The sequence below is a fragment of the Streptomyces sp. NPDC059010 genome, assembly GCF_042740355.1.
GTDB lineage: Bacteria > Actinomycetota > Actinomycetes > Streptomycetales > Streptomycetaceae > Streptomyces.
The window spans coordinates 72,399-97,488 of the sequence record NZ_JBHYJA010000040.1; the positions used below are offsets into that span (position 1 = coordinate 72,399).

General features: G+C 70.6%; 17 protein-coding genes. 5 read left to right on the forward strand and 12 right to left on the reverse strand.

What is annotated here, in order from left to right; genetic code table 11:
- Window positions 1–96 precede the first annotated feature (96 nt).
- Both ACFWYS_RS34370 and ACFWYS_RS34375 read left to right on the forward strand, forming a co-directional pair.
- A complete protein-coding gene (locus tag ACFWYS_RS34370; protein ID WP_384777300.1) occupies window positions 97–267 on the forward strand; it encodes a hypothetical protein in 171 nt (56 codons plus the stop codon).
- Window positions 268–299: 32 nt separating this feature from the next.
- On the forward strand, window positions 300–2,192 hold the full coding sequence (locus ACFWYS_RS34375; RefSeq protein ID WP_384777303.1) for an HEXXH motif domain-containing protein: 1,893 nt from the start codon (window positions 300–302) through the stop codon (window positions 2,190–2,192).
- Between the two features lie 129 nt (window positions 2,193–2,321).
- Here the strand turns inward: ACFWYS_RS34375 and fxsT are convergent, their stop codons facing one another.
- From fxsT to ACFWYS_RS34390, 3 genes are all read right to left on the reverse strand, one after another.
- Window positions 2,322–6,260 carry an FxSxx-COOH system tetratricopeptide repeat protein gene (fxsT, locus tag ACFWYS_RS34380; protein WP_384777306.1) on the reverse strand — a complete coding sequence of 1,313 codons (3,939 nt, stop codon included), beginning with the start codon at window positions 6,258–6,260 and terminating at the stop codon, window positions 2,322–2,324.
- Window positions 6,261–6,545: 285 nt separating this feature from the next.
- On the reverse strand, window positions 6,546–7,991 hold the full coding sequence (locus ACFWYS_RS34385) for a hypothetical protein (RefSeq protein WP_384777309.1): 1,446 nt from the start codon (window positions 7,989–7,991) through the stop codon (window positions 6,546–6,548).
- Window positions 7,992–8,144: 153 nt separating this feature from the next.
- Window positions 8,145–8,453, reverse strand: a complete 309-nt coding sequence (locus tag ACFWYS_RS34390) for a trypco2 family protein (protein WP_384777312.1) — start codon at window positions 8,451–8,453, stop codon at window positions 8,145–8,147.
- 203 nt (window positions 8,454–8,656) lie between these two features.
- Between ACFWYS_RS34390 and ACFWYS_RS34395 the strand changes: the two genes are divergently transcribed.
- Both ACFWYS_RS34395 and ACFWYS_RS34400 read left to right on the forward strand, forming a co-directional pair.
- Complete coding sequence (locus ACFWYS_RS34395) at window positions 8,657–9,910, forward strand: amidohydrolase family protein (RefSeq protein WP_384777314.1); 1,254 nt, start codon at window positions 8,657–8,659, stop codon at window positions 9,908–9,910.
- A gap of 99 nt (window positions 9,911–10,009) precedes the next feature.
- Window positions 10,010–10,198 (forward strand): ferredoxin, encoded by a 189-nt coding sequence (locus tag ACFWYS_RS34400; RefSeq protein WP_384777354.1) that lies wholly within the window; start codon window positions 10,010–10,012, stop codon window positions 10,196–10,198.
- Here the strand turns inward: ACFWYS_RS34400 and ACFWYS_RS34405 are convergent.
- The 9 genes from ACFWYS_RS34405 to ACFWYS_RS34445 form a co-directional block, all read right to left on the reverse strand.
- On the reverse strand, window positions 10,188–10,964 hold the full coding sequence (locus tag ACFWYS_RS34405) for a glycosyltransferase family 2 protein (protein ID WP_384777357.1): 777 nt from the start codon (window positions 10,962–10,964) through the stop codon (window positions 10,188–10,190). The two genes, ACFWYS_RS34400 and ACFWYS_RS34405, sit on opposite strands and share 11 nt — an antisense overlap.
- A 25-nt stretch (window positions 10,965–10,989) precedes the next feature.
- A complete protein-coding gene (locus ACFWYS_RS34410; protein ID WP_384777317.1) occupies window positions 10,990–11,616 on the reverse strand; it encodes a UTRA domain-containing protein in 627 nt (208 codons plus the stop codon).
- Window positions 11,617–11,826: 210 nt separating this feature from the next.
- Complete coding sequence (locus ACFWYS_RS34415) at window positions 11,827–15,831, reverse strand: AAA family ATPase (RefSeq protein WP_384777320.1); 4,005 nt, start codon at window positions 15,829–15,831, stop codon at window positions 11,827–11,829.
- Between the two features lie 431 nt (window positions 15,832–16,262).
- A complete protein-coding gene (locus tag ACFWYS_RS34420) occupies window positions 16,263–16,922 on the reverse strand; it encodes a hypothetical protein (protein ID WP_384777323.1) in 660 nt (219 codons plus the stop codon).
- The gene (locus ACFWYS_RS34425; protein ID WP_384777326.1) at window positions 16,919–17,578 is read right to left on the reverse strand and encodes a hypothetical protein; all 660 of its coding nucleotides are present in this window, start codon (window positions 17,576–17,578) and stop codon (window positions 16,919–16,921) included. Before ACFWYS_RS34425 ends, ACFWYS_RS34420 begins: the two co-directional genes overlap by 4 nt.
- On the reverse strand, window positions 17,575–17,961 hold the full coding sequence (locus tag ACFWYS_RS34430) for a hypothetical protein (protein WP_384777329.1): 387 nt from the start codon (window positions 17,959–17,961) through the stop codon (window positions 17,575–17,577). The genes ACFWYS_RS34425 and ACFWYS_RS34430 overlap by 4 nt, the downstream gene beginning before the upstream one ends.
- A 78-nt stretch (window positions 17,962–18,039) precedes the next feature.
- On the reverse strand, window positions 18,040–19,332 hold the full coding sequence (locus ACFWYS_RS34435; protein WP_384777332.1) for a putative T7SS-secreted protein: 1,293 nt from the start codon (window positions 19,330–19,332) through the stop codon (window positions 18,040–18,042).
- 3 nt (window positions 19,333–19,335) lie between these two features.
- The gene (locus tag ACFWYS_RS34440; protein WP_384777335.1) at window positions 19,336–19,656 is read right to left on the reverse strand and encodes a hypothetical protein; all 321 of its coding nucleotides are present in this window, start codon (window positions 19,654–19,656) and stop codon (window positions 19,336–19,338) included.
- Window positions 19,657–19,703: 47 nt separating this feature from the next.
- Window positions 19,704–24,461, reverse strand: a complete 4,758-nt coding sequence (locus tag ACFWYS_RS34445; RefSeq protein ID WP_384777338.1) for an FtsK/SpoIIIE domain-containing protein — start codon at window positions 24,459–24,461, stop codon at window positions 19,704–19,706.
- Between the two features lie 244 nt (window positions 24,462–24,705).
- On the opposite strand from ACFWYS_RS34445, the gene ACFWYS_RS34450 reads away from it, so the two are divergent.
- Complete coding sequence (locus ACFWYS_RS34450) at window positions 24,706–24,993, forward strand: WXG100 family type VII secretion target (RefSeq protein ID WP_384777341.1); 288 nt, start codon at window positions 24,706–24,708, stop codon at window positions 24,991–24,993.
- The last annotated feature ends 97 nt before the right edge of the window (window positions 24,994–25,090 follow it).

Below are 25,090 nucleotides of genomic sequence, written 5' to 3' on the forward strand. Positions count from 1 at the left end.
GGTTTCGACATGTGTCCTGCTGGGCCATCATGGATGAGGCACCGACAGCGCTGACTGGTGGATACGGGAGGGGACTTGGCAGCCGTGGAGCGAACGATGCCTGCCGTCGAGTCCGGTCTCGTCGATCTCTCGGGGGTCTCTCTTGAAGCGCTGCGCCGCATGGACGGCACCGCCTTCGGCGAGTCGCTGGAAGAGCTGCTGCACGACATCGACGGCCCGCAGGGGATCACCGTCGGGGGCTACAACGGGTCCCGCTTCGACGCCTGACGACATGACCGCCTCGGTGCGACGGGGCATCCGTGGCCGCTGAAGCCACGACGACACGGGACCGCCTGCCCTTCCACCGGCTCTCGGCGGCCGGCGTTCTGGCGCTCGCCCACGGCGAGGGCGACGGCGCGGTGCTGACGGCACTGCACGGCGCGGAGCGCAGCCGCCGCCTGCTGTTGCTGCGGGCGCTGAACGACGAGCTGTCCCGACTCCCCGAACCCCCTGCGGAGGCATGGGCCCTGCTGGAGCGCGCCCAACTGCGGGCGCCCGAGGTGTTCGAGGACGTGCTGATGTCCCCCAACACCGGGATGTGGGTCTCCCTCGCGGTGCGCAGGGTCAGGGGATGGGCGGCCGACGAGGACGCACCGCAGTGGGCGGTCACGGGATACCTGGCGGCGCTGGCGGCCGCCGCGGGGGCGAGGGCGGGACTGGACTTCTCGATCACCGTTCCCGTGCGGAGCGGGCTGCTGCCGCTGCCGACCCTGGGCTGCGCGGTCCTGCCGGACACCGAACCGTGGAGCACCGGCCGGGTCACGGGCCGCGCGGGCCGGTTACGGATCACCGGCGCGAGCGGTGCCGTGGAGGTCGCGCCCGGCTGGGACCGGCGTGGCCCGCACTGGCTGCCGGTGCGCCGGATGACGCTGGGGCCCGCGGAGAGCGCGAAGTCCCTGGTGCTGGAGGAACTGGACCGCTATCGCACGTTCCCGCGCCCCAGCGATCCGCGCCCCTTGTCCGAGGCGGAGGCGCGGACGTGGGAGTCGCTCCTCACCGATGCCTGGGAGGTGCTGCGGCGCGACGATCCGGTGAGCGCCGGGGCGATGCGCCACGGGCTGCTGTCGATAGCGCCCACACCGGCGAGAGAAAGGTTTCGGCCTTACAGCTGCACGGCCGCCGCCGCGTTCGGCGGGGTCGTGGCCTCCCGCCCGGACAACGTCGCCCAGCTTGCCGCGACTCTGGTGCACGAGTTCCAGCACATCAAACTGGGCGGCCTGATCCACCTGGGACCACTGACCGTGCCGACAGGGGACGCCCAGGCCCCGGAAGAGCTGTTCTACGCCCCCTGGCGCGACGACCCCCGTCCGCTGGGCGGTCTGCTCCAGGGCATCTACGCCTTCCTCGGGGTGACCAGGTTCTGGCGCGCCCACCGGCACACCGCCGACCCCGAGTACGCCCCGCTGGCGCACTTCGAGTTCGCGCTCTGGCGCGGCCAGGTGTGGTCCACGCTGAACCGGGTCCGCGGACACGAGCGGCTGACACCGCTGGGGCGGCGGGTCGTGGAGTGCCTCGCCGAGCGCTGCGCGCCGTGGATGTCCGACGAGGTGCCCGCCGCGGAACTGCGGCTCGCCGAGGACGCCGCCCACGACCATCTGGCCCGCTGGCGGGCCCACCATCTGCGGCCCGAGGCCGCGGCCGTCGAGGACGCCGTACGGGCCTGGCAGCGCGGCGACGCACAGCCCCCGGCCACCCTGGCCGCCGAGCCCGTGCCGGTCCCGGACCCCGAGGTCCGCTTCCTGGACAGCGCCGCCGTCCTCGCCCGGCACCGGCTCAGCGAGCCCGAGGGAACCTGGCGGCAAGGCGTCGCCCGCTACGACGAGGACGGCGAGGTCGGCGACGGCGGCGGGGGAGGCGGGGGCATCCACGGCGTCGACTCGGCCGACATACTGCTGGCCCGCGGGGACCTCAGCGGGGCCCGGGACGCCTTCACCGCCCGCCTGACCGGCAAGGACGCCCCGGCCGCCGCCTGGGCAGGCCTCGGGCGGGCCCTGGCCGGCGACCCGGCCCACGAGTCCGCGTCCCGCCTGCTGCTCACCTTCCCGGAGCGCGCCCGAGCCGTGCGGGACGCCCTGGAGGCGACGACGGGACGGGGCACCGACCCGGTCCGGCTGGCGGCCTGGCTGGGGGCCGGCCCGGCCGAGAGCCGGTGAAGCCCCGGGGCTGAGGCGCCCGTCCGGTGGATCATGCCGACGCCGCGGGGCCCGGCTCGTCCTCCGTCCCCCGCGCTGCTGCTTGCAGCCGGACCGATCAACCGGACAGGGCCGCGTGGCCCCGCCCGGTCACAACGGCAGTGGATCGATGTCGCAGTTGGCCCGTCGGTGGTCCCTGAACTCCACGGTGGCCGGGTGCGGAGTGCCCTGCTCCGCGCGCAGCCGGGGCGCGTCGAGCACCCGCTCCATGCGCTCCATGGTGTCCGCGCGCAGGGTGCTGCCCTGGGCCTCCGCGCCGACGGAGACGAGGTCCAGCGCCAGGTTGCCGGCGCAGGCCAGCGTGGTCGGGTGGTCCTCGCCGAAGGTGGTGCGGCACAGGGCCAGCGAGTCCTCGCCCCGGCTCCGCGCGTCCTCGAACCGGCCGAGCGCGGCCAGGTCGCTGGCCAGGTTGACGGCGCAGATGAGGGCGAGCGGATGGTCCGCGCCGAGCCGGTCGGTGAGCGAGGTGAGCGCCGTCTCGTCCAGGCGCCGCGCCTCCTCGGCCTCGCCGAGCAGGCGCAGGGTGACGGCCAGGTCGACATCGGCGGACAGGACGTGCGGGTGATGGGGGTCGTAGATCTTCCGGTAGCCCTCGCAGGCCTTCAGGCCCCGGGTCCGGGCCGCCTGCAGATCGCCGTTCTGGCGCAGTGCCACCGACAGGGTCAGCGCGGCGGCCAGCGACTGGGGGTGGGTGTCGCCGTAGCGGCGGGTGAACTTGGCGTGCACCTCGGTGGCCAGCTCCAGCGAGAGGTTGTGGTTGCCCTCCTTGCGGCAGGCCTCGCTGAGCTGGCGCATCGCCTCGATCGTCGCGGGGTTCCCCGGCCCGATCACGTCCCGGTAGGCGGCCAGCACGGCATCCTGCAGGGTGCGCGCACCGACGTAGTCGCCCGTCTCGCGTACGTCGATGGCCACGCTGTTCTCGGTGAGCAGGGTGCGCCGGTCGTCCCGGCCGAACAGGCGCAGTTTCAGGTTCAGGGTGCGCCGGTCGAGGTCCAGGGCCTGGCGGAAGTCACCGGCCAGACGCAGGCTCACGCCGAGGTTGTGGGCGATGTTGAGGGTCGTCGGGTCCTCTTCGCCGAAGGCCCTGCGGGCTCGTTCGTACGCGATCTTGTCGAGCTCGGCGCCGGTGGCGAACCTGCCCTCGACCCGGCGTACGGCGGCTTCCAGCTGGACGGCGTCGAGCGCGTCCTCCCGGATGTCCTCGCCCTCGGCGGGGGCGGTGCGTTCGTAGACCTCGCGCAGATGGGTCACCAGTGCGCCCGCGTCGTCGAACCGGCCCACGACCCAGTACATGTAGCAGAGCCACTGCCCCATCAGCAGCGTCTGCTGGTCCTCCTCGCCGAAGATGGTGAGCCAGGACTGCCAGGCCTGCTCGGAGAAGTCGAGCGACACCTCGTGGTCGCCCCAGTAGTAGAGGTACTCGGCGATGTTCCTGACCAGCTGGCGCACCCACGGCTGGTCGGACTTGATGGCCTCCGCGGCGATCACATGGCTGTAGAGCTCCGCGTACCGGGCCCAGCTCGCCGGATCGTTGGGCGACTTGGGGTCGGCGGCCGCCAGCAGGGTGTGGGCTCCATGGCGCATACGGGTCTGTTCCTCGGAGGTCATGCGGTTGTTCAGGACCAGCTGCACCAGACGGTGCATCTCGATGGAGTTCGTACGGTGGTCGATCCGGGCGAGCGAGTAACGGTTCACCTCCCTTATCGCGCGCGCCAGTTTCATCGGGTCGTTCAGGGCGGCGTCCAGCTCCGGGAAGATGCTGCTGTTGCCGAGGCCCGAGAAGATGGACCGGGAGATCGGGTCGGGGGCGAAGTAGGAGCACAGCTGGAGCAGGCGCAGTGCGGCGGGGCTGCGGGTCTCCAGATGGTCGAGGGAGACGTTCCAGGCGGCGGCGACGGGCAGTTGGTAGTCCGGCGGCGGGGCCACTTCCAGCAGCTCCATGCGCTTGTTCTCGAACAGGCGCAGATACTCGGAGGCGGGCATGCCCGTCTCGGCACGCCAGGCGGCGGCCTGTTCCAGCGCCAGCGGCAGATCGCCCAGCGCCTCGGCCAGCGCGTCCGCCTCGTCGTCCTGCAGCGGCGGCCCGGAGCGGCGCAGCAGCTCCTTGCTCTCCTCCCGGGTGAACACGTCCACTTCGAGGGATCCGCCGACCTGCCCCCACCGCCGGTTGCGGGAGGTGACGAGGATGGTGCCGTTGCCGCCCGGCGGGAAGTAGTGGCGGACCTGCTCGGGGTTGTCGGCGTTGTCGAAGATGAGCAGCCAGCGGGAGTACGGCCGGCCCTCGCGCAGCGCCTCGCGGACCGCCGGTCCGGCGATGTTGGCCTCGGTGGTGGTGACCAGACCGAGGCGCTGGGCCAGTTCCACCAGCGCCTGGCCGATCTGCCCCGGCCGCTCGGCGGGGATCCACCACACGATGTCGTACTCCGCCTGGTGGCGATAGGCGTACTCGATCGCCAGCTGCGTCTTGCCGACGCCGCCCATGCCGTGGATCGCCTCGGGCAGCACCGTGGTGGTGCCCTCCTGCAGGCGCTGGTCGAGCAGTTCCAGCAGGGCGGCGCGACCGGTGAAGTTCGGATTCCGAGGCGGCAGGTTCCCCCAGACACGCGGCCGTGTCGCGCGGTCCTCCTCCACGGTCCGCTGGGGTGTTGTCGACATCTGAGGGGCTCCTTCGGAAACGGACCGGAACTGAGGACCCGGTTCGACCGCCGCCGAGGCCGAACCGGAAGGGGCGGGTCCCGTCGAAGTACGGGGCGGTTTCTCCAGGCTGACGGCGTATCGCCGATCGTGCCAGCTCAGCACCCTCGCCAACATCGCGGCACGCTGGCCGTAGCGCCCCGACAGGGCCCTCAGGGCGGTGAGCTCGACGCGGAGGAAGGCGATGTTGCGGCGGTCGACGCGCGGCATCGCCAGGGTGTCGAGCGGCTCGGCGGGGTCGGGCAGCAGGGAGCGGGTCGTGGCGTGGCGGGCGAACAACGCGCGCACGTCGTGCAGGACCCGCCCGGTCGCGCTGCGGCGTCCCTGGGCCAGCAGTTCCTCACGGGTGTTCGGGGCGAAGGTGAACACCACGTCCGCCGGGCCGTCCTCCTCCGTCCGGGTGGGCCGGACCAGTCCGCTCAGCAGCAGTTCGGAGACATGGACGGGGCCCGTGCCGGGAGCGGTCCCGGTGATGGCACGGATGGCGGGCAGGCTCAACGGCGCCGCCGCCAGCCGGGTCGCGAGCATGAACGCGGTGGGGCTCGCGGCGGCCCGGAAGTCGGAGACCCGTTCCGCGGCGGGCACGGTGCTGTGCGGGTCGGGCACGTCCTCCGCCCAGGGCAGGCCACGGGCCGCGTCGGGCCTGCGCTTCCACTCCCGGGCCTGGATGGCGGGCAGATCCCGCCATTCGGGCGCCGGTCCGGACAGCAGCCGGGCGAGGGACTCCGCCGAACGGTGGGTCAGGGCGAGCACGGGCACGATCACCGCGTCGCCCTCGGGTTCGGCCTCCTCGGCGTCCCGTAATCCGGCGGGGACCTCGCGCTCCTCCCAGTCCCACTCCCGGTTGGCCGCCCAGGCATGCGGCGTACGGACGCGTACCCGGCCCACGTCCAGGCCGGTGCGGAACCAGAGCCGCTGGGGCAGCAGATGCACCACGGCGACGGGCGACGTCCGCCCCGCCGCACGTAACAGCGGCTGTACGGCACCGAGCCGCCAGCCGGCCGCCAGGGCGTCGGTCAGCACCAGCACCAGTCGGCGTACGTCCCGGTCGGCCGGGGCGAGCGGCTCCTCCGTGCTCACCCGCGCCGGATCCGTCTCGTCGGTCCCCAGCAGGCGCACCACGCGGACCCGGTCGAACCGTCCCGCCCGCTCCAGTTCGTCGGCCAGTTCACCGGCCGTGGAGTCCCACACCCGCATCGTCGGATGGGTGTCGATGACGAGAACCGCCTCCGTGGGCTCCGGCCCCTCCGGCCGCCCGAGTCGGTTCAGGAACTGAGCGGCCTCATCACGTGCTCGCGCAGCCCGTGCCGGTCGCCGTCCGTCGTCATCGTGCATGTGTGCTCTCAAGGCGTCGAAGTGACGGTGAGAGTGCGGGTGCTGAGGAGTCGCGCAGACCCCCGGTATGCGTGGCATCCACGGGCAAAGCCTTGCAGTGCGTGTCCACCCGAAGCAAGTGCGTACGGGGGCACACGCGGGGTGTGTGCATGAGCATGGTAAAGGCAGGAATGCCGGTCCGAAACAGACGCGGACCAGCCGATGCACACTGCTGCATGTCGGGGCAGCCCCTCTCACCGCGGGCGGGCGGACCGTGAACCCGCGCCGGCCGTGACCCGCCCCGGCTCATGGCTTCACCGGCGGATGGGCGGGACCCGGCGGGCCGGGTCTGCGTTCCGGATCGTCGAGCAGGATCGCAAGATGCCGTCCCACGTGGTTGTCCCAGCCCTCCGGCCCCATGGCCAGAGCCTCCTTGCGCCATTTTCCGGCCCGCTCCACCAGACCGGCCAGCCCGCGGTCCTGCACGAGGTCGGCCACCGCCTCCTTGAAGGCGGGATCGGAGCAGTCGCCGCGGTGCCAGATCATCGCGGGCACGCCCGACCGCAGTCCGGCGAGGTACTCCTGACGGCTCGACAGGGAGTCGGTGCCCGGCGGTTCACTGAGCACCAGGCAGACCGCCTGTTCGTCCTCCTTCAGCTCCCGCTCCAGATGGAAGTGGGAGTTGCCCGGACGGTTCCAGTGCGAGTGGGTGTCGGCGGGCCGCTCCTTGAACTGGCGCCACTTGTTGTGCCACGGCCGGTGCCACGCCGCCTTGCGCAAGCGCTCGAACGAACGCACGAGAACCGCGTAGTCCATCACCAGCGGTGTCGGGAAGGCGGTCTGCGACTCCTTGTGCCACCACTCGACCGGTTCTCCGAGCAGTTCCCACGGGAGAATGAATTCGAGCACCACGGGCTGGCGCAGGTCCGACCAGCGTTCCTCGGTCTGCTCGATGAGGTTCTCGACCTCCGAGGGAAGCTCGTCGCGGTGCAGATGCAGTGTCTCGCCCGGGACGGGGTGCCAGCCCTCCGCGTCCGACTGCCGCCAGTGCGAGAGGTAGTAGCGGTCGGGGTCCACGCCGTCCGGCTCGAACTGGATCATCAGATACGCCGGCACCAGCGAAGGCGGCGGTTGGGCGGCCCCGCCGCGCTGCCACTGGGCCAGCTTGTCCTCCAGCTCCCAGGCGCGCGCCTGCCGGCGGACCCAGCGGCGCAGCTCCTCGGCCGCCGCCGCCTGTCCGTCCTCCATGAAGTGGTCGGCGGCCAGCGACAGGAACGCCATGCTCACCGGCAGTTCCCGCGCGCCGGAGTTGTCGCCGGCCAGCCGCAGGAACACCGTCCACCCCGAGTCGCACCACGCGGGCAGTTCCTGGGTGCGCGAACGGCTGGCACGGCGCGCCAGGGCCGCGAGGGCGGACGACGACCGCAGCTCCCGCAGGACGGGCCGCAGCGGATGCAGATCGGCGCCGTCGAAGAAGTCCACGGCCTCCCACTCGTCGACCAGCGGCCGCAGCGTCGTCACGGCGGCGGACTCCTGCTCGACATAGCCGAGGCAGCGCACCAGGCACGGCAGCCCGTCGGGCAGCTGGGTGCACCGCTCGACCAGCTGCAGCAGCCACGGCCGCAGTGTCTCGTTGCGCGGGGGTTCCACCGGTGAGCCCAGTTCCTGGCCCAGCATGGTCACCAATAAGTCGGCACTGTTCGGGTGCCGCATGGCGGCCGATTCCTGGAGCGCGTCGGCGACCTCGGCCATCAGTTCGTTGCGAACCCGTGCAGGGCTGCGCCCGTCTTCCACCCCCGTGACCTCCCGATCGCCACCAGTCGTCATCAAGTCCCCACTGACAGTCGCCGATCCAGCGTACGGCCCCTGCTGCGGCGGCGTCAGGGGGTGAGAAGGGGTGAGGAGTCAGCGCTCCGTGTCGGTCTCGTCCCCGGTGATCAGCACCGTGCGCCGCGTTCCGTCCGGTGCCACGAGCCTGGGTTCCAGGGTGAGGCTGATCCGGTGCGTCCGTGACTGCTCCGCAGTCGCGTCACCGCCCGCCTCGACGACCCAGAACCGCACCTTCCCGCCCGCTCCGCCCCTGCGGCCCACCATGACCGTCGTCTCGATCTCCACCGTCCCGAGCTCGAACCGCACCGGCCCGGCCGACCCGTCCGCCAGCGCAGCGTTCAGCTCATTCCTCAACTCCCGCACCATCTCCGCCAGTTCGATCACCCCGGCGATGCTATCGGCATGCGTGCGGCCCGGCAGCCCCTTGCGGCCGGCCCGATCCGCCGTACAGCCCCTTGTGGCCGGACTTCGTGCCGACCGGATGGGCCCTTGCCGTCCTCGGGTGGCCCCCCTACCCTGAAAACCAAATCTGATGGACCGTCAGATCTGGGTCGGACGGTCCGCCTGCCGGGACGAGGGGGCCAGCCGTGGCGACCGCCGATCGCAGCACCACCGACCGCAGCACCAAGGACCTGCCCAAGGTCATCAGCGTGGACGATCATGTGATCGAGCCCGCGCACCTCTTCGAGAGCTGGCTCCCCGCCAAGTACCGGGACCGTGGCCCGAAGCCCCTCACCGCGGGGATCGGTGAACTCGCGTACGTCGGCGGGAAGTACCGGTTCACCACCGACCCGGACGGCCAGCTCACCGACTGGTGGGAGTACGAGGGCGACCTGTTCCCGTACAAGCGCATCATCGCGGCCGTCGGATTCAGCCGGGACGAGATGACGCTCGACGGCATCACCCGTGAGCAGATGCGGCGCGGCTGCTGGGACCCGAAGGCCCGCCTTGAGGACATGGACATCAACCACGTCGAGGCCTCGCTCTGCTTCCCGACCTTCCCCCGTTTCTGCGGCCAGACCTTCGCCGAGGCCAAGGACAAGGAGGTCGGGCTGGCCTGTGTGCGCGCCTACAACGACTGGATGGTCGAGGAGTGGTGCGGCGACAGCGGCGGCCGGCTGATCCCGCTGTGCCTGATCCCGCTGTGGGACATCGACCTGGCCGTGGCGGAGATCCACCGCAACGCGGCCCGGGGCGTGCGGGCCGTCACCTTCAGCGAGATCCCCACCTATCTCGGGCTGCCGTCCATCCACTGCGGCTACTGGGACCCGTTCTTCGCGGCCTGCGAGGAGACCGGCACGGTGGTCAACATGCACATCGGGTCCTCCTCCCAGATGCCGGCCGCGTCCCCCGACGCCCCGCCCGCCGTGCAGGCCTCACTGAGCTTCAACAACGCCATGGCGTCGATGATGGACTTCCTCTTCTCCGGGGTGCTGGTGAAGTTCCCCCGGCTCAAACTCGCCTACAGCGAGGGCCAGATGGGCTGGATCCCGTACGCCCTGGAGCGCGCGGACGACGTCTGGGAGGAGCACCGGGCGTGGGGCGGCGTGAAGGACCTGATCCCGGAGCCGCCGTCGACGTACTACTACCGGCAGATCTTCTGCTGCTTCTTCCGGGACAGGCACGGCATCGAGGCGATCGAGACGGTCGGCGTCGACAACGCCACCTTCGAGACGGACTATCCGCACGTCGACTCGACCTGGCCGGAGACCAAGCGGGTCGCCGAGGAGCACGTCGGCGGGCTCCCCGACGAGATCGCCTACAAGCTGCTGCGCGGAAACGCGATCCGGATGCTCGACCTCCCCTTCGACCGGTCCGACCAGTCCGACCAGGAGGGTTGAGCACGAGGGTTGAGCACGCTCACGGGCTGGGCAGTCCAGTAGGAGCCTGTGAAGGCTCCAACCCGGCCACGGTCCACGACGGGAGCGCGGATGAAGGTCATGAAGGTCTCCATCGACCCGAACCTCTGTTACGGCTCCGCCGAGTGCGTGCACCGCGCCCCGTCGGTCTTCGACTTCGTGGACGAGTACGGGGTGGTGCGACCGGGGCGGGAGCACAGCGGCGACGACCCGCGGGTGCGGGAGGCCGTCGAGAACTGTCCGTCCCAGGCCATCACCCTTACTGAGTAGCGGCGGGCGGACAGCTCCACCCGAACGAGGCCAGCGCCCGTGCCCTGGCCTCCACCACCGCCATCCGCGCCGCCCGTTCCGCCGGGTCGACATGGGACGGCTGACCCGTCATCTGGCCCTCCCACTTCCGGTAGAGCAGGCCCACCTCCGCCGAGAACCAGCCCCGGCTCACGGAGTTGAGGGCCAGCAGCAGGCCGGTGTCCTCGGAGGCCGGGAGCGCCATCCAGCCGCCCAGGCCGAGCAGCAGGTCCCGGCGTACGCACAGGGTCGCCGGGTGGACCTGGGCGCGGAAGTCGTGCGCCGCCCAGAAGTCGAGCACGGCGCCCCGCTCGACGGGCCCTTCGGCGGGGTCGTACGGGAAGCCCACGGTCGAGCCGTCCGGCAGCAGGTCCAGGACCCGGGAGGTCGTCCAGCCGACGGCGGGGTGGGCTTCGAGGACGGCCACGTCACGGGCCAGTGTCCCCGGGGCGAGCTGGTCGTCGGCGTCCAGGGTCTTCACGTACTCGCCCTCGGCGTGCGCCAGCGCCATGGTGCGCGCCATGCCGGGCCCCCCGGGGCGGCCCTGACGGAAGGTCACGCGCGCGTCGTCGGGGACGTACGGGCGGACCTCGTCCGTCCTGCCGTCCTCCCGGATCACCCAGTGCCACTCCCAGCCCGCCGGCAACTCCTGTGCGGTCAGCGACTTGTGGGCCTCCGGCAGGAACGCCGCCGAAGGGCCGTGGACAGCGGTGACGACGGTGACGCGCCGGGTCACGGCGGGACTCACCACTTTTCCGCTCACCACCTTTCGCTCACCACCTTTCCAGCGGGGTCGTGAAGAGCAGTTCCGTACGGTCGCCGGGCAGTGTGGCCTCGGAGACGTCCACCACCCGGCCGTGGGTGTCGTACGACGTCTTGCGCAGCAGCAGCACCGAGGCTCCCGGCGGCAGCTCCAGCTCGCGTGCCTCCTCAGGCGTCGGCCCTCGCGCGGTGACCCGCTCCTCGACCCGGTCCAGCTCGATGCCGACGGTGTGCAGCTGGTGCTGGGTGCCGCCCGGCCAGGGCTCCCTGGCGGCGTCGAGGAGCTCGGGGTTCGCGGCGACCATGTCGCGGATCAGATAGGACGTGACGAGGCTGAACGGGGCCGTCTCGGCCGAGCAGCGGGTCCGGTAGCTGCGCTGCAGGAGCGGGGTGCCCGTCGGTACGGCGAAGGCGTCCGCGAGGTCCGGGGGTGCGGGGACCTCGCGATAGCAGGCATGGAAGACGAGGTCGCACGGCTCCAGGCCGGTCTCGCGCTCGGTGGCCCCGGTCGCGGCCCGGGTGCCGAGCGGACGGCGGGCCCGGTCCTTCTCCCACTGGTGCCGGTGGTTGTCACGGCGGATCGGGGTGCGCACTTGATCAGCGTACGACCGCTCGGGCGCCGCTCGGGCGCCGGACATGCGAAGGCCCGACCGCTGGCGACGGGGGATGCACCAGCGATCGGGCTGGCCCCACAGTAACAAGGCTGCCTGCGTCGTGGGAGCCGACTGATCGGCTGTGGGGAGGGGTTGTGATCGGGATCACGGAAACCGCTGTCCGTCGAGTCCGCGTCATACCACTTCCGTTTCGGCACCGTCACTGAGTGAAACGGACCGTCCCGACGGTGGGAACTACGGCTCGCACGGCGGCTCGTACGACAGCCGGGGCAGGTACTCGTGCCATTTCTCCCGCGTCAGGACGTTCTGTGTGGTCGAGCAGACGCGGCGGATGGCCTCGTCGACGTCCAGGTTCCACAGCCGGATGGTGTCGGAGCCGCTGGAGACGCCGAGCATGTGGCTCGCCGGGCTGAACGCCAGGAAGTTGCCCGTCCTGGCGTTGGGGCTCATCCCCTGCCCGATGGGCGAGGCGTCGGACGGCCGGGTGACGTTCCACAGCCGGACCGTGTTGTCGTCCCCACCGCTGGCCAGCGTGCGGCCGTCCGCGCTGAACGTCAGCGACACGACCGCCTCGGTGTGCCCGGTGAGGGGCGAGCCCTGCGCGCTCGCCGTACGGGGGTCGGTGACGTCCCAGAGCCGTACGGTGTCGTCGTCGCTGCCACTGGCGAGGGTGTGGCCGTCCGGGCTGTAGATCAGCGAGTTGACGGGGCCCTCATGGCCCGTGAGGGGCTTGCCGAGGCGGGTGACGTGCCGTGGGTCGGACACGTTCCACAGCCGCATGGTGTTGTCCGCGCTGCCACTGGCGAGCACGGAGCCGTCGGGGCTGAAGGCGAGCGCGTTGACGTAACCCTTGTGGCCGGTCAGCGGGGCACCGAGCGGAACGGCACGGGACGGGTCACGGACGTCCCACAACCGGATGGTGCGGTCTTCGTAGGCGGTAGCCAGCGTGCGGCCGTCGGGGCTGTACGCCAGTGAGTCGGCGCCGGCGAAGCGGGTGCGCAGGGCCAGGGGCGACCCAGCCAGGACCGGATGGGCCGGGTCGGTGACATTCCACAGGTACAGCGTGTGGTGTCCGGTCCGTACGGCGAGGGTGCGGCCGTCGGGGGAGAACGTCATCGAACGCTGGTAGCCGTCGGCGGGCATGAACGGCTTGCTCAGGGACACGGGCCGGTCGGGAGCCGACACGTTCCACAGCCGGACCCTGCCGTCGCGCGCGGCCGTGGCGAACACCTTCCCGTCCGGGCGGAACGCACCGGTGCGGCCGGTCATGTCCAGCGTGGGTACCGACCACAGGCGGACCTTGCTGTCACCGCTGCCGGTGGCGAGGGTGCGGCCGTCCGGGCTGAACCCCAGGGCGAACATCTCGCCGCTGCTGCCCGCGAGAGGCTCCCCGACCTGCGAGGGCCACGCCGGATCGGAGACGTTCCACAGACTCGCGGTGCTGTCCGCGCTGGCCGCGGCGAGCCGGCCGCCGTCCGGGCTGAAGGCCACGGACCAGATGGGACCGGTGTGCCCGGTCAGCGGTGCGCCGATCGCTGCCGCGTCCGCCGGATCGGAGACGTTCCACAGCCGGATCATGCCGTCCGCGCTGCCGCTGGCGAGAGTACGGCCGTCGGGGCTGAAGGCCACCGAGTGCACGAGGTCCGTGTGCCCGGTCAGCGCCTTGCCGACCGGCTCCGGGCGACGGGGATCGGCCATGTTCCACAGCCGGATCGTGTCGTCGTCGCCGCCCGCCGCCAGCGTGCGCCCGTCGGGGCTGAACGCCACCGACCGCACGGCGGCGGTGTGCCCGGTGAGCGCGCCGAGCGACTTCGGCCGGGCCGGGTCGCGCACATTCCACAGGCGTACGGTGCTGTCGTCGCCGGCGGAGGCCAGGGTGCGGCCGTCCGGACTGAACGCCACCAGGTAGATCGTGCCCTCGTGGCCGGTCAGGGGCGCTCCGAGGGGCGAAGGGTGCGCGGGGTCGCTCACGTCCCACAGCCGGATCGTGCCGTCGTCACCGGCGCTGGCCAGGGTGCGGCCGTCGGGGCTGAAGACGGCACTGCTCACCCAGCTGGTGTGACCGGTGAGGGGGCGGCCCAGGGGCTTGGGGCGGGAGCGGTCGCTCACGTCCCACAGGCGTACGGTCCGGTCGTAGCTCGCGGTGGCCAGGAGACGGCCGTTCGGGCTGAACGTGGTCAGGTAGACGGCGCCCGTGTGGCCGAGCAGCGGGGTGGCCAGGGGCGCGTTGACGATCGAGATCAGCCGGTTGCCGGCGCCCTCGTCGCCCGGGCGCAGCCGGTGGGCCACCAGGTCGAGCTGGGCGGACAGCGACGGATCGGTGTGCTGGACGCGGTCGGCCTCGGCGAGTACCTGCGCGAACACTGCCTCGTCCCGCTGCTGGAAGGCGACCACCGCCGCACCGACGGCCACCATCGCCAGCGCGACCAGCGCCGCGACCGCGCTGCGCATGAGCCAGACGGTGCGCCGGCGCAGCCGGACCGAGGCGGCCAGGAACTCCACGGCACTGCGGGTCAGGAAGGTGTCCCCGGCGGAACGGGCCCACCCGTGGGCCTGCTCCAGCCGCGACCCCCGGTACAAGAGGGACGTATCCCTGTCGGACTCCTCCCAGGCCCGGCCGTCCTCCTCCAGCCGCTGCCGCAGCAGATTGCCCTGCCGGTCCTCGCCGATCCAGTCCCGCAGCCGCGGCCAGGCATGGAGCAGCGCCTCATGCGTGATCTCCACGGTCTCCGCGTCCAGCGTCACCAGCCGGGCCCGCACCAGCGCTTCGAGCGACTCCTCGGTCTTGCCGGGATCCGTCGACTCCGCGGCCAGTTGCCGCCGGGTCCCGCGCCGCCGGGTGGCCTGCGTGTCCTCGCCGAGCCGGACCAGCCGGAGCAACAGCAGCCGCGCGGCCGTACGCGCCGCAGGATCGAGCCCGGACCAGGCACGCTCGGCGGTCGCCGCCACCGCCCCCTGGATCCCCCCGGCCGCGCGATATCCGGCCAGCGTCAGCCGCCCCGCCTTGCGCCGCTGCCAGGTGGCGAGCAGCGCGTGCGACAGCAGCGGCAGCACCCCCGCGTCATGCGTCCCGCGCGGCCCGTCGGCACTCACCTCCCGCACGATCAGCTCCGCCAGCCCCGGCTCCAGCTCCAGCCCCACCGCCTTGGCGGGCCCGTTCACCGCTTCCCGCAGCTCCGAGGTGGTGAGCGGCCCGAGCACCATGTGCCGGTGCTGCAACGCGTCGGCCAGCTCCGGGTGCGCCAGACACTGCTCGTAGAAGTCGGCACGGACACCGAGGACGACGAGCACGGGGGCGGGGTCGCCGGGTTCGGGAGGTGTGCAGGCGGCGCTGAGGACCTGGATGAAGGTACGGCGAGTGGCCTCGTCGGGGCAGAGGGTGAAGGTCTCCTCGAACTGGTCGACGATGAGCACGGGTGGCGTGGCGCCGGTGGCCTCGCGCCGGGCCCAGGTGTGGACGGCGTCCTGGGTGGCGTGGACGAGGTCGAGGTCGGTGGCTTCGGAGGAACCGGCGGTGTCCGAGACCCCCGGTACGACGTCCGCGAGCTCCGGTATACGTCGGGTCAGCTCGGCGAGCGGATCACTGCCCGGCACGAACTGCACGACAGCGCCGGCCCCGCCGTTCCGGTCCTTCTCCTCCTCACAGCCCAGCGCACCGTTCCGCAGGGCCGTGACCAGGCCGGCGTTCAGAAGGGAGGACTTCCCGGCTCCGGAGGCGCCGACGAGCATGACGAGGCCGCCGCTCTTCTCCACCGTACGGAGCTGGTCGACCAGGGCGTCCGTGCTGCGCTCGCGGCCGAAGAACCAGCGGGCGTCCTGCTGCCGGTACGAGGCGAGTCCGCGATACGGACACACCCCGCCGGACACCGCGGGGGCCTCGACCGGAGTGTGCTCCTCCTCTTCCCCGGAGGTCGCCCGCTCCCACAGCCGCTGCCACTGGCCCAGGTCGTACAGCCCGGGGGAGACGGGAGTGGGGCGCTCGCGCCGCGCCTGGGGGATCAGGACGTGCAGTACGGCCACCAGCGCGGCGAAGTGGGCGGGCACGTTCTTGGCCCGCCGCCAGTCGCTGATCCGCTGAGCGGACACACGTACGGGCCGCCCTCGCTCGTCGACCCGCTGCAACCGGACGACGGCTTCGGCCACGCTCTTGAGCGGAGGATTGCCGGCCTCCTTGTACAGCAGCGCCAGCCGTTCCGCGAAGGCCGTACGCGCCCCGGGGTCGGAACTCAAAGCCTCCACTCCTTCACTTCCGCTACTTCCGCCGCACCTTGGCATCCGGACCGGAAAACTCACTTTATACGGCTGACCTGCGGCTAAGTCGGCGTCCGGAGACCGGAACCTCCTCGTCGGTACCTTCCGAATGGCAGGATCACGACCCAATAGCGCAACGTTCGCGCCTCGCTCAGGCAGGCCACCAGCCCGGAGCTAGGGGAGACCACTCATGGCGCCGCAAGTTCTCGGTCACCTTCCACACTCGCTCGATCCACACTGACCCGCCGCATCACCGACACGGCGCCGTCACATCCCGGATCGACACCGCCCCGCCGTCCGGCACCGGTCCCCACGAGGGGAGGGACCGGTGCCGGACGCCGCGGACTCCTCGTACGCGAGAAGAGGGGACGAGTGATCTGCAGAGGGGTCGGCCAGGGCCACACCGGGCTCGGCCAGGGTCATGAGGTCTGCCAGGTGTCCAGTTCCTCATCCGGGCTGATGCGGATGGTGCGGGCGAAGGTGTCGACATCGTCGAGCGCCTTGAGGATCCGGCCGGCGTCGGGATCGGCCAGGATGATCAGGACGTCCGCGGCCTCCATGCCCTTCTCGTAGCGCCAGGCATAGCGCAGGCCGACGTGGACCTCGTTGCTGTCCTCGTCCTGGTCCTGGTAGTAGCGCAGCACTCGCAGGCCGGATCCCAGATGCGGGGAGTCGAACTCCTCGACGATGGGGGGCTCGATCGCGTAGCTCGCATCGGCGTGGGTCAGGGCGCGCAGTGCCGTCTCCCGGTCCTCGCCCTCCTCGATCTCGACCAGGTCGACATACGCCGGAAGCGGGTTCTCTCTCGGGTGCGGGAGGTGCAGGAGAACCTCGAAACCCGGGAACGCCGCAGGGGCCCGGTCCGCATACATCAGGAGGATGTTGGCCAGGAGGTCGACTTCGCCCGGTTCCGGCTTGTCGGTCGCGCAATCCTCCCACCAGGCTTCGGCGAAGTAGCGTGCCCATGCCTCGGGCGTCTGCGCTTCCGCGACCTCCTCAAGTCCTGGTTCCGGCCACATGAGGGGAACGCGGATCCAGGGGCCCAGTTGCATGGCGTGCTTGACGTTGAGCCAGCTCATTCATGACTCCACTTGAAGGTTCCGACCACCGCATCGAACAACTCGACCAGCACTCCGGTGAACTCGCTGTCGAGGTCGCCGTCGCCAGGTGTGGAGAAGTTGATGCTGATCCAGCGACCGGGGTCGTCCGCGACGGGGATCACGTACTCGATCCTGCGGGCCGGCACGGCCGCCTGCTGCACGGCGGCCTGCGGTACGGCTTCGGGTGCTGACCGCGGCTCTTCCGTGCCTGGGACGGACTGGTAGGAACGACGGAGGGCGGGTGCCCCCGCCACTTCGACCCTGGCCGCCGATCCGTCGGTGCCGTCCTCGCCGGCCAGCTGGGCGAGCACTGCCTCCGGCGGCGCCGCACGGTCCTGGCCGAGCGGCATCTCGGCCACGATGAACGAGGCCATGAGAAAGATCCCCCCGCGCGGGAGCACCGGCAGATAGAGATCAAGGCCGCCGTTCCTCCTCGCCGCCCGGGCCTGCTTCTCGATCTGACGGCGCACATCCAGACGGAACCGCATGGCTTCGTCCCGGGGGATGCCCTCCGGGACCTGCCCCATGTGCGAGAAGAGGACGCTCTCCAGGGCTTCCTTCGTGCCGTCGCGCAGGGGGATACGGACCCAGCCGGGGGGCAGGACGAGCTCGTAGCCACGGGGAGGCACAGTCACGGCGACGCCTGCTTCTTCAGCCGTCGGCCGGCTACCAGGATCGCCAGGGCACTGAGCACCGAAATCACCGCCAGCCAGCTGTAGAGGATGGCGATGAGGTTCAGGAACAGGAACAAGCCGGAAACCGTCTTGATCGTCTGGGCGAAGTGGGCACCCCTGTGTGGGTCACGGATGAGCTCCCGGTTCTTGATGAACAAGAGCAGAAACGCCACAGGGGCAATCATGAACGGCCACACGAAGTAGCCCGTAGTGAGCCAGTCCATCCCGCCGTACTTGCTGCCGAGGTCCTGGAAAGCGGCACAGAGGACCGGTATCAACGTGCATGCGGCAAGGATTTTCGTCGCCCTGGCTTCTTCTGGATTGTTCCCCATGCGTACGGCCACTGCTCTTCCCTCCCAGGGATATTCGCTTCGCATTGCGTCATGCCCGGCCACTACTGACCGGGAATCGCCTCGGGTTGACTACCATCGGCTCCCGACTTCACGCGTCAGGACATCCTTTGCATCTCCATACGCGTCCCCGCCGACTTTTTCCCCGAGTTTGTCTCCCAGGTCCACCCCAGTGGCAGCCCTGTAGTTCATCTGGAAATTCCTTGCGGCCTTGTCCATGGCGTCGGCCGCCTTCCGCACGTCGTCATTCCCGCCGAATTCGGCCCGCATCTGCCTGGAGAACTTGCTCGCGCTGGCGACCTCCCCCTCACCACTCAACAGGCGGTCCAGTCGGGTTGTCGTGGGCCGTGTCTCCCTCGAACCGATCCGGCGCAGCGCGTCCTTCGCGCGAACCGCTTTCGCACCGCGGGCCGAGTCGGCGCCGTACCGCATGACGTTCTTGTCGAGCAGCTTGCGCAGATTCGTGTACCGCTGGAATCGCGCCGCCCTGCTGGTGGTCTTGAGCGCTGTGTACGCGACCTTCACGCCCTTCATGGCGACGGCGCCGACCCCCAGCGTGGCCAGCGCGAAGACGTCCATGGCGACGTCCGTCCAGCTCCCTTCACCAGCGAGAGCCAATGCCGTGTGTCCGATACCCACGAGCGCGGTGAGACCGATCGCGGCCACGGTGAGAGCAGTCGCCAGCCATCCGACGGGCGTGAAGAAGAGGAGAGCGATTCCGATGATCGTCGCTGCCCAACTCAGCACTTCCACAACGGATTTGATCGTATCCGCGTTCTCGTGCACCCAGTCCTTGAAGTCCTCCCAGCCGCTGTCCTTGATGACGTCCGAGATGTCTTCGCCGATGTTCTTGGCATACCGCTCGGCGCTGGCGTCGCGATCCGAGACGACGTCGTTCAACTGCTTGCGGTACGAGGCCAGGTGGCTGTCGGGGTCGGAGTCCTCCGACGGCTTCTTGTTGCCGTCCTTCTTCGCCTCGGCTTCCTTCTTCTTCACCTCGGCGGCGTGTTCCTCGTCGGCCTGCTTTGCGGCTCTGAGAATCCCGTCCGCGCGCTCCTGGTAACCCTCCAAGTCATTGGCCCAGTGGCCGAGATCGCCGACGACGCGTTCGTAACGGCCCGCCGTCTCGCGAAAGTGCTTCTCCAGATCGCCGGACTTCTCACGGATCTTGTCGGCGTACTTCCCCTGCAGCGCATCGCCGTCCGCGGCCTTGCGCAGGATGCCTGCCTGGTCGCGGAGAGTCTTGGCGAGGTTCTTCATTCGCGAGACCTCGTGCCGGATGTCCTCCGGATCGCCGGGGACCGGGTCCTTCTCCGCCAGCGGATGCCAGTCGACCGGTCGCCGCCTTCCCTTACCTGTTCCCATTGCCTACTTTCCCCCGGCTTTCGCGTTCTTCCCGTGCTTCTCGGTCGCGTTCTTCAGGTCGAGATCCTGTTTCTCGAAGCTCTTGAGCGCGCCCTCCACGTGCTTTCCCAGGTCCTGGACGTTCTCCAGCAGTTCGCGTCGATAGTTGTCCCAGTTGGTGACGAATTCGTCCATCTTTCCGGCGATGCTGTCGTGGCCCCAGATATCGCGTATGTCGTCGCGGTGCCTGTCGATGCCCTCCAGGACCTTCCTGATGTCCCGGAGATTGCTCTTCGAAGATCCCAGCAGTGTGTAATCGACAACCAGCCGGTCGTGGCCGCCCATATGTCCCCTCCCTTTGCCTTACGTCGTCAACAGGCGCACGATGCGGCTCAACCCGCCGGCACCGTCACCGTGAACGCCTCCCCGCCCCCCAGATGCAGCAGGCCCTTACCAGGGCTCACCGGGCCGCCCACCGCGCTCCGGCTCAGGCGCACGCCGATCAGTTCGCCGCTGGACGTGTCCTGCGGGGACAGCAGCAGACCGCGCTTGGACTTCTTCAGGTCGACCTGCCAGCCGCTGAAGCCCGAGCAGACGTCGTCCTCGTCACCCGCGATGACGATGCCGATGCCGCGTTCGGCGCCCCGCGAGATCAGCCTCTTGAGCTCGTCCTCCGCGTCGCAGTCCTCCAGCAGCTCGCCGTCGTCGATCAGGACGACGATCGGACGCTCCACGGACGCCGTCGCCACGGCTTCCTTCAGCTCGTCCTCCTCGATGTCGCTGCCTGTGAAAACGGCCAGCACACCCTTGTGGCCCCGCAGTTCACGCAGGGGGGAGGTCCGCGGGGCGGCGATGACCAGGCGGGCGGCGCGGCGGCCCACGAACGTGGCCGCCAGGTTCATCAGCACGGTCGAGCGCCCCGACTTCGCCGGGCCCGCGATCACGAAGCCCGGCACGCCCTGCGCCAGGTCCGGGCCGAAGGCCGTCAAGTCGTCACCGCCGACGCCCACCAGGCCCCACAGCCGCGAGGCGGACGTCGCCGGATCGACGTGCTGCCACGCCTCGTTGAAGGTGATGCTGCTGGGCAGCGAGTCCACCCGGAACGGCCGCAGGGCCCGCGGCACCGCCGCGTCCCGCTGGGCCGCCCACTCTCCGATGGCCACGAGGGCCGCGTTCTGCCCCTGCCCGGTGGCGTCCTCGCTGAGCAGCGCGAACTGGATCTCCGTACCCGTCTCGTTGCGGAACGCGCGGCCCGGCGGGATCTCGTCCGGCACCTTGCGGCTGTTGATGCCCAGCATCGAGAAGTCGGTACGGTCCGCGAGGCGCAGGCCGAGCTTGTCCTCCGTAAGCGAGGAGATCCGGCCGGTCAGCAGTTGCCTGTCGCCCGTGATCACCAAGTGGATGCCGACGCTCGCGCCTTCGCGCATCAGGGTCAGCAACTCGTCGGTCAGCTCGCCGTGTTCCAGCTCGCCGAGCGAGGAGACCCAGCCCTCCCAGCGGTCGAGCAGCAGCACGATGTGCGGCAGCCGCCCGCCCTCCGCCGTGGCGGCGCGCTGCTCGCCGATGTCCGCGAAGCCGTACTGAGCGAGCAACTCCTGCCGCCTGCCCGCCTCCGCCGACAGCCGGCGGACCAGGCGGACGGCCCGCTCGCTCTGGCTGCGGCCCACCACCGCGCCACAGTGCGGCAGCTTGGACAGAGCGTTCAGCGCGCCGTTGCCGCAGTCGATGCCGTACAGATGGACGTCGGCGCAGGAGAGGGTGCGGGCCAGGGAGCCCGCGATCGTCCGCAGCACCTGGGAGCGGCCGCTGCGCGGCGCCCCCGCGATGAGCAGGTGGCCGAAGGTGGCGAAGTCGATCGCGACCGCGCGACGAGCCTGGCTCGACGGCAGGTCCTCGATGCCGTAGGCCGCCGCGGGCAGTACGCCCAGTCCCTGCACTGGCGGCAGGTCCTGCGGCAGCAGGGTCTCCGCGAGGGCCGGCAGCCACGGGCTGTGCTGCTGCGGTATGCCCAGGTGCGCGTTGGCCTCCCGGACGGCGTCGACGAGCACCTTCAGATCGGTGATCTCCTCTTCCTCGCTCTTCGCGGCCGCGGGCTTCGCCAGCGCCGCACGGCCCAGGCCGGCCCAGTCCAGCTCCCCGGTCCACGGGGCGACGGTCATCGGGTCCACGGTGCCGGGGCGGCGGCCGCCGACACGGCCGGACTGGAAGGGGATGAGGGAGGCCGCGCCGGTGCGCACGTAGGCGCGGCCCGGGGTGTTCCTGGAGATGTTGCCGGCCTCGGGCGAGTCGATGACGTCCGTCGACTCGCCGCCGTCGGTGACCCGCAGGGCGATACGGAGGTTGGTGTTGGCCCGGATCTCCGGCGAGACCACGCCCGACGGCCGCTGGGTGGCCAGCATCAGGTGGATGCCGAGGGAACGGCCGCGCTGCGCGATGTTGACCAGGCCGGTGACGAAGTCCGGCAGGTCGCGGACCATGGACGCGAACTCGTCGATGACCAGCAGCAGTCGGGGCAGCGGCGCCATACCCGGATTACGCCGCACCAGGTCCTGGTAGTCCTCGATGTCCTTCGCCCCGACCTGGGCCAGGATGTGCTCGCGGCGGTGCAGCTCGGCGCCGAGCGACTCCAGGGCGCGCTCGACGAGATGGGCGTCGAGGTCGGTGACCATGCCGACGGTGTGCGGCAGGTGGACGCAGTCCTTGAACGCGCTGCCGCCCTTGTAGTCGACGAGCACGAAGGTCATGTTCTCCGGCGTGTTCGCCACCGCGAGCGCGGCGACGATCGTCTGCAGCAGCTCGGACTTGCCGGAACCCGTCGTACCAGCGATGAGGCCGTGCGGCCCGTCCTTGCGGATGTCGATGCCGAACGGCCCGTCGTACGACTCACCGACCACCGCCAGCGTGGACTGCCCGCCGGTCTGCCAACGGGCGACCACCGCGCCGGCCGTCGGCGGCTCCATCCCGATGACGTCGAGGAGCCGGCTGGCGTCCGGCAGCGCGCTGTCCGTCGCCTCACCGCTGATGTCACGCAGCGGGGCGAGCGCCCGGGCCACCCGGGCGCACCAGGCCGGTGAGACGAAGTCGGGCCGTACGCCCAGGATTTTGTCCTCGCCCTCCTGCTGCACGCGCAGCCGCAGCACGGAGGGATCGACCTGATCCGGGGCCGTCGGCGCCACGGGCGTGTGGGCACCGCTCTGGTTGTCGAGGGAGAGCAGCACGGCGGCGGTGTTGGTCAGCTCCGGATTGTCGGGCGCGGCCGACTTCGTCCGCTTCCCTCTCCCCTTCTCCTTCCGGCGCGACCTGCCGCCCTCGGCCGCCGCCTTCTTCCGCTCCTCCGCCTCGGCGGCCTGCCGCAGCGCTTCGAGAGCGTCGCTCGCGCCGCCGCCGGCCTTCTGCTCGTGCCGGGCGTGCCGGGAGTTGCGCGGCTCCGCGATCACGATGCCCTTGCACTCGCCCGGCAGGAAGCGCTCCTCGGCGTCCAGGCAGATCGCGTACATCGATACGGCCGGGCCCTCCTGCAGCAGCCGTACGACACCGGGCATCGAGCGCAGCCGACGCGAGCCGTCCCAGACGATGACGATGTCGGGGTCGGAGAAGCCCACCTGGCCGCGGTTCTCCTGGGCGGCCTTCTGCCTGGCATCGAGGATCTGGGTGAGTTCGCCGATACGGGCGCCGACGGTCTCGGCGTCGTTCCCGATGAGGACGTTGGCGTCCTGCGCCGTCGGACGGGTATGCGGCAACCAGCGGACCCAGTCCCAGCCGGCCTGCGCGTTCACCTCGGTGAGCACGTAGAACTGCACGTCCAGCGGGCTGTGCAGAGCGGCTGCCTGCGCCACCGTCCAGCGCGCCAGGCCGCGCGCGGTGTCGTCGGGACCCGCGAAGCCGATCACCCCGAGCCGGCCCAGATGCAGGGCGACGGGGGTGTCGGCGATGTCCCAGGTGACCTGGCGGCGGTGGTCGTCCTGCTCGGGGTCGTCGAGGACGATGGCGGAGGGCAGCCGGCCGGTGCCCACCCGCAGCAGCAGGTGGTCGGCGTCGCTGCGGCGGCGCTCCCACAGACGGGTGCGGGGGCCGGTGGTGCCGGCCCAGACGGTGCCGGGGTCCGGGTGGTCGAGGCGTCGGTCGCCGCGCTCCAGGACCAGCGCCTCCTGCGCGTCGCGCTCGATCCGGGCCTTGTGCTCCTCGTACTCCCTGACCTGCTTGGCGTGGGACTTGCGGCCGTGCTTCTTGTCCCAGAAGTAGTTGCCGATCATGATCAGCGGGCTGAAGAGCGCGATCAGCAGGTACGTCATGCGCCCCATCACCAACGCCATGGTGACGGCCATGGCGAGCGGGGACAGCGCCATCAGCCAGGGCAGCGGCCGGGCCTCGAACTCCTTCGGGGGCGCCGGCAGACGGAACTTGGTCGTGCGCTCCGGCGGGCGCAGCCGCGGCGGACGGTTGTAGTCGAGCCCGGAGCCGTCGTCGGACCACTTGAGGGCCGCGTCCGGCGGTGTGTAATGGGCCACGTCGAGCAGGGTGTTGCCGATGGCCAGCTGGGAGTCGACGCGCAGCTGCTGCCCTTCGAGCGGCTTGCCGTCGACGCGCACTTCGAGCTGGGGCTCCTGGCCGCCATATGGCGCCGCACCGGGCCGGCCCGGCTGCCCGCTCGGCTGCCTTCCGTCGTGCACGGTCAGCCGGAGGTCGTCCACGGAGACCACGTAGAGCGTCAGGGCCCGCGGGGGGAACTCCGGGTCGTCGATGACCAGTTGGCAGTTGGGGCCGGAGCCTATGTCGTACCGGCCGACGCCGAGCCGGTGGACGGCTCCGGCGTCGGGCCCGCCGGCCACCCGGATCTCGATGAGACCGGGCTGTTCACCGGGCAGCGTGCCGGAGGGGTCGTCCAGGCTCACCACCGCGCCGTCGCGCAGCGGGGAGCTGGTGACGGTGTGGGCGGGGTCCACCTGGTGGTTGTCGACGTAGAGCACGGGACCGGGCTGCCCGGCGGCGAGCGAGCCGGGCCCGACCGCGACCCCGCCCTCGCCCCTGCCCCGCACCCGAGCAGCCAGCTCTCGGGCGACGGCGTCGACACGGGTCTCCGGGTCGGCATCGAGGACGAGGTCTTTGCTGGCGTTCACACGGGGGTCTACGACCGTCAGCTTCAAACGCACTTGCTCCTCCTCGGAATGCCTCTCTACGACGCAGAGAATATCGTCTCGGCAACTGGGCCTGCGGTTTCGTAATATCCCGACGAGCTGCCGATTCAAGGAGATTCGGTGACCACCGTGACGGCACTAATGTGAACCCATGAGGGTCGGCAACTAGGATGCCCAGCGGCGTGTGCCGAACCGGTGCGCGCCACATGCATGCCGGGAGGGGGAGCCTCGCGGTCGTCAACCGAGAAAGGGGAGCGCAATGGCCAAAGACCTCGATGTCACATATGAGGACATGCGGGCCGCCGCGAAGAAGATGAACCGCGAGAAGGAGCGCATCGAGGAGAAGCTCCAGGACCTGAAGAGCTACATCGACAGCCTGCTTGAGAACGGCTTCGTCACCCGGCAGGCGTCGAAGAAGTTCGGCCAGGACTTCGAGGAGTTCAAGCAGGGCATGTCGAAGACCAACGAGGGTCTCGACGGCCTGTCTCAGTACCTGGAGAAGGCGGCGGACTCCTTCGAGAACCTCGACATGGAGCTCGGCAAGTAAATCGTCGGTTAATTCGGCGAGTAATTCGGCGACTGTCGCGGTTGAGCCTTCCTGCGTACAGCGCCAAGGGGAGGGTGGTGTCGGCCTGGATCGGCCG

Bases quoted from the DNA above. Each gene is read 5' to 3' on its own strand.
- ACFWYS_RS34400 (WP_384777354.1), top strand. From the start codon at position 10,010: ATGAAGGTCTCCATCGACCCGAACCTCTGTTACGGCTCCGCCGAGTGC.
- ACFWYS_RS34385 (WP_384777309.1), bottom strand. From the start codon at position 7,991: ATGGCCGAGGTCGCCGACGCGCTCCAGGAATCGGCCGCCATGCGGCAC.
- ACFWYS_RS34420 (WP_384777323.1), bottom strand. From the start codon at position 16,922: ATGAGCTGGCTCAACGTCAAGCACGCCATGCAACTGGGCCCCTGGATC.
- ACFWYS_RS34450 (WP_384777341.1), top strand. From the start codon at position 24,706: ATGGCCAAAGACCTCGATGTCACATATGAGGACATGCGGGCCGCCGCG.
- ACFWYS_RS34410 (WP_384777317.1), bottom strand. From the start codon at position 11,616: ATGTCCGGCGCCCGAGCGGCGCCCGAGCGGTCGTACGCTGATCAAGTG.
- ACFWYS_RS34435 (WP_384777332.1), bottom strand. From the start codon at position 19,332: ATGGGAACAGGTAAGGGAAGGCGGCGACCGGTCGACTGGCATCCGCTG.
- ACFWYS_RS34440 (WP_384777335.1), bottom strand. From the start codon at position 19,656: ATGGGCGGCCACGACCGGCTGGTTGTCGATTACACACTGCTGGGATCT.
- ACFWYS_RS34370 (WP_384777300.1), top strand. From the start codon at position 97: ATGCCTGCCGTCGAGTCCGGTCTCGTCGATCTCTCGGGGGTCTCTCTT.
- fxsT (WP_384777306.1), bottom strand. From the start codon at position 6,260: ATGCACGATGACGACGGACGGCGACCGGCACGGGCTGCGCGAGCACGT.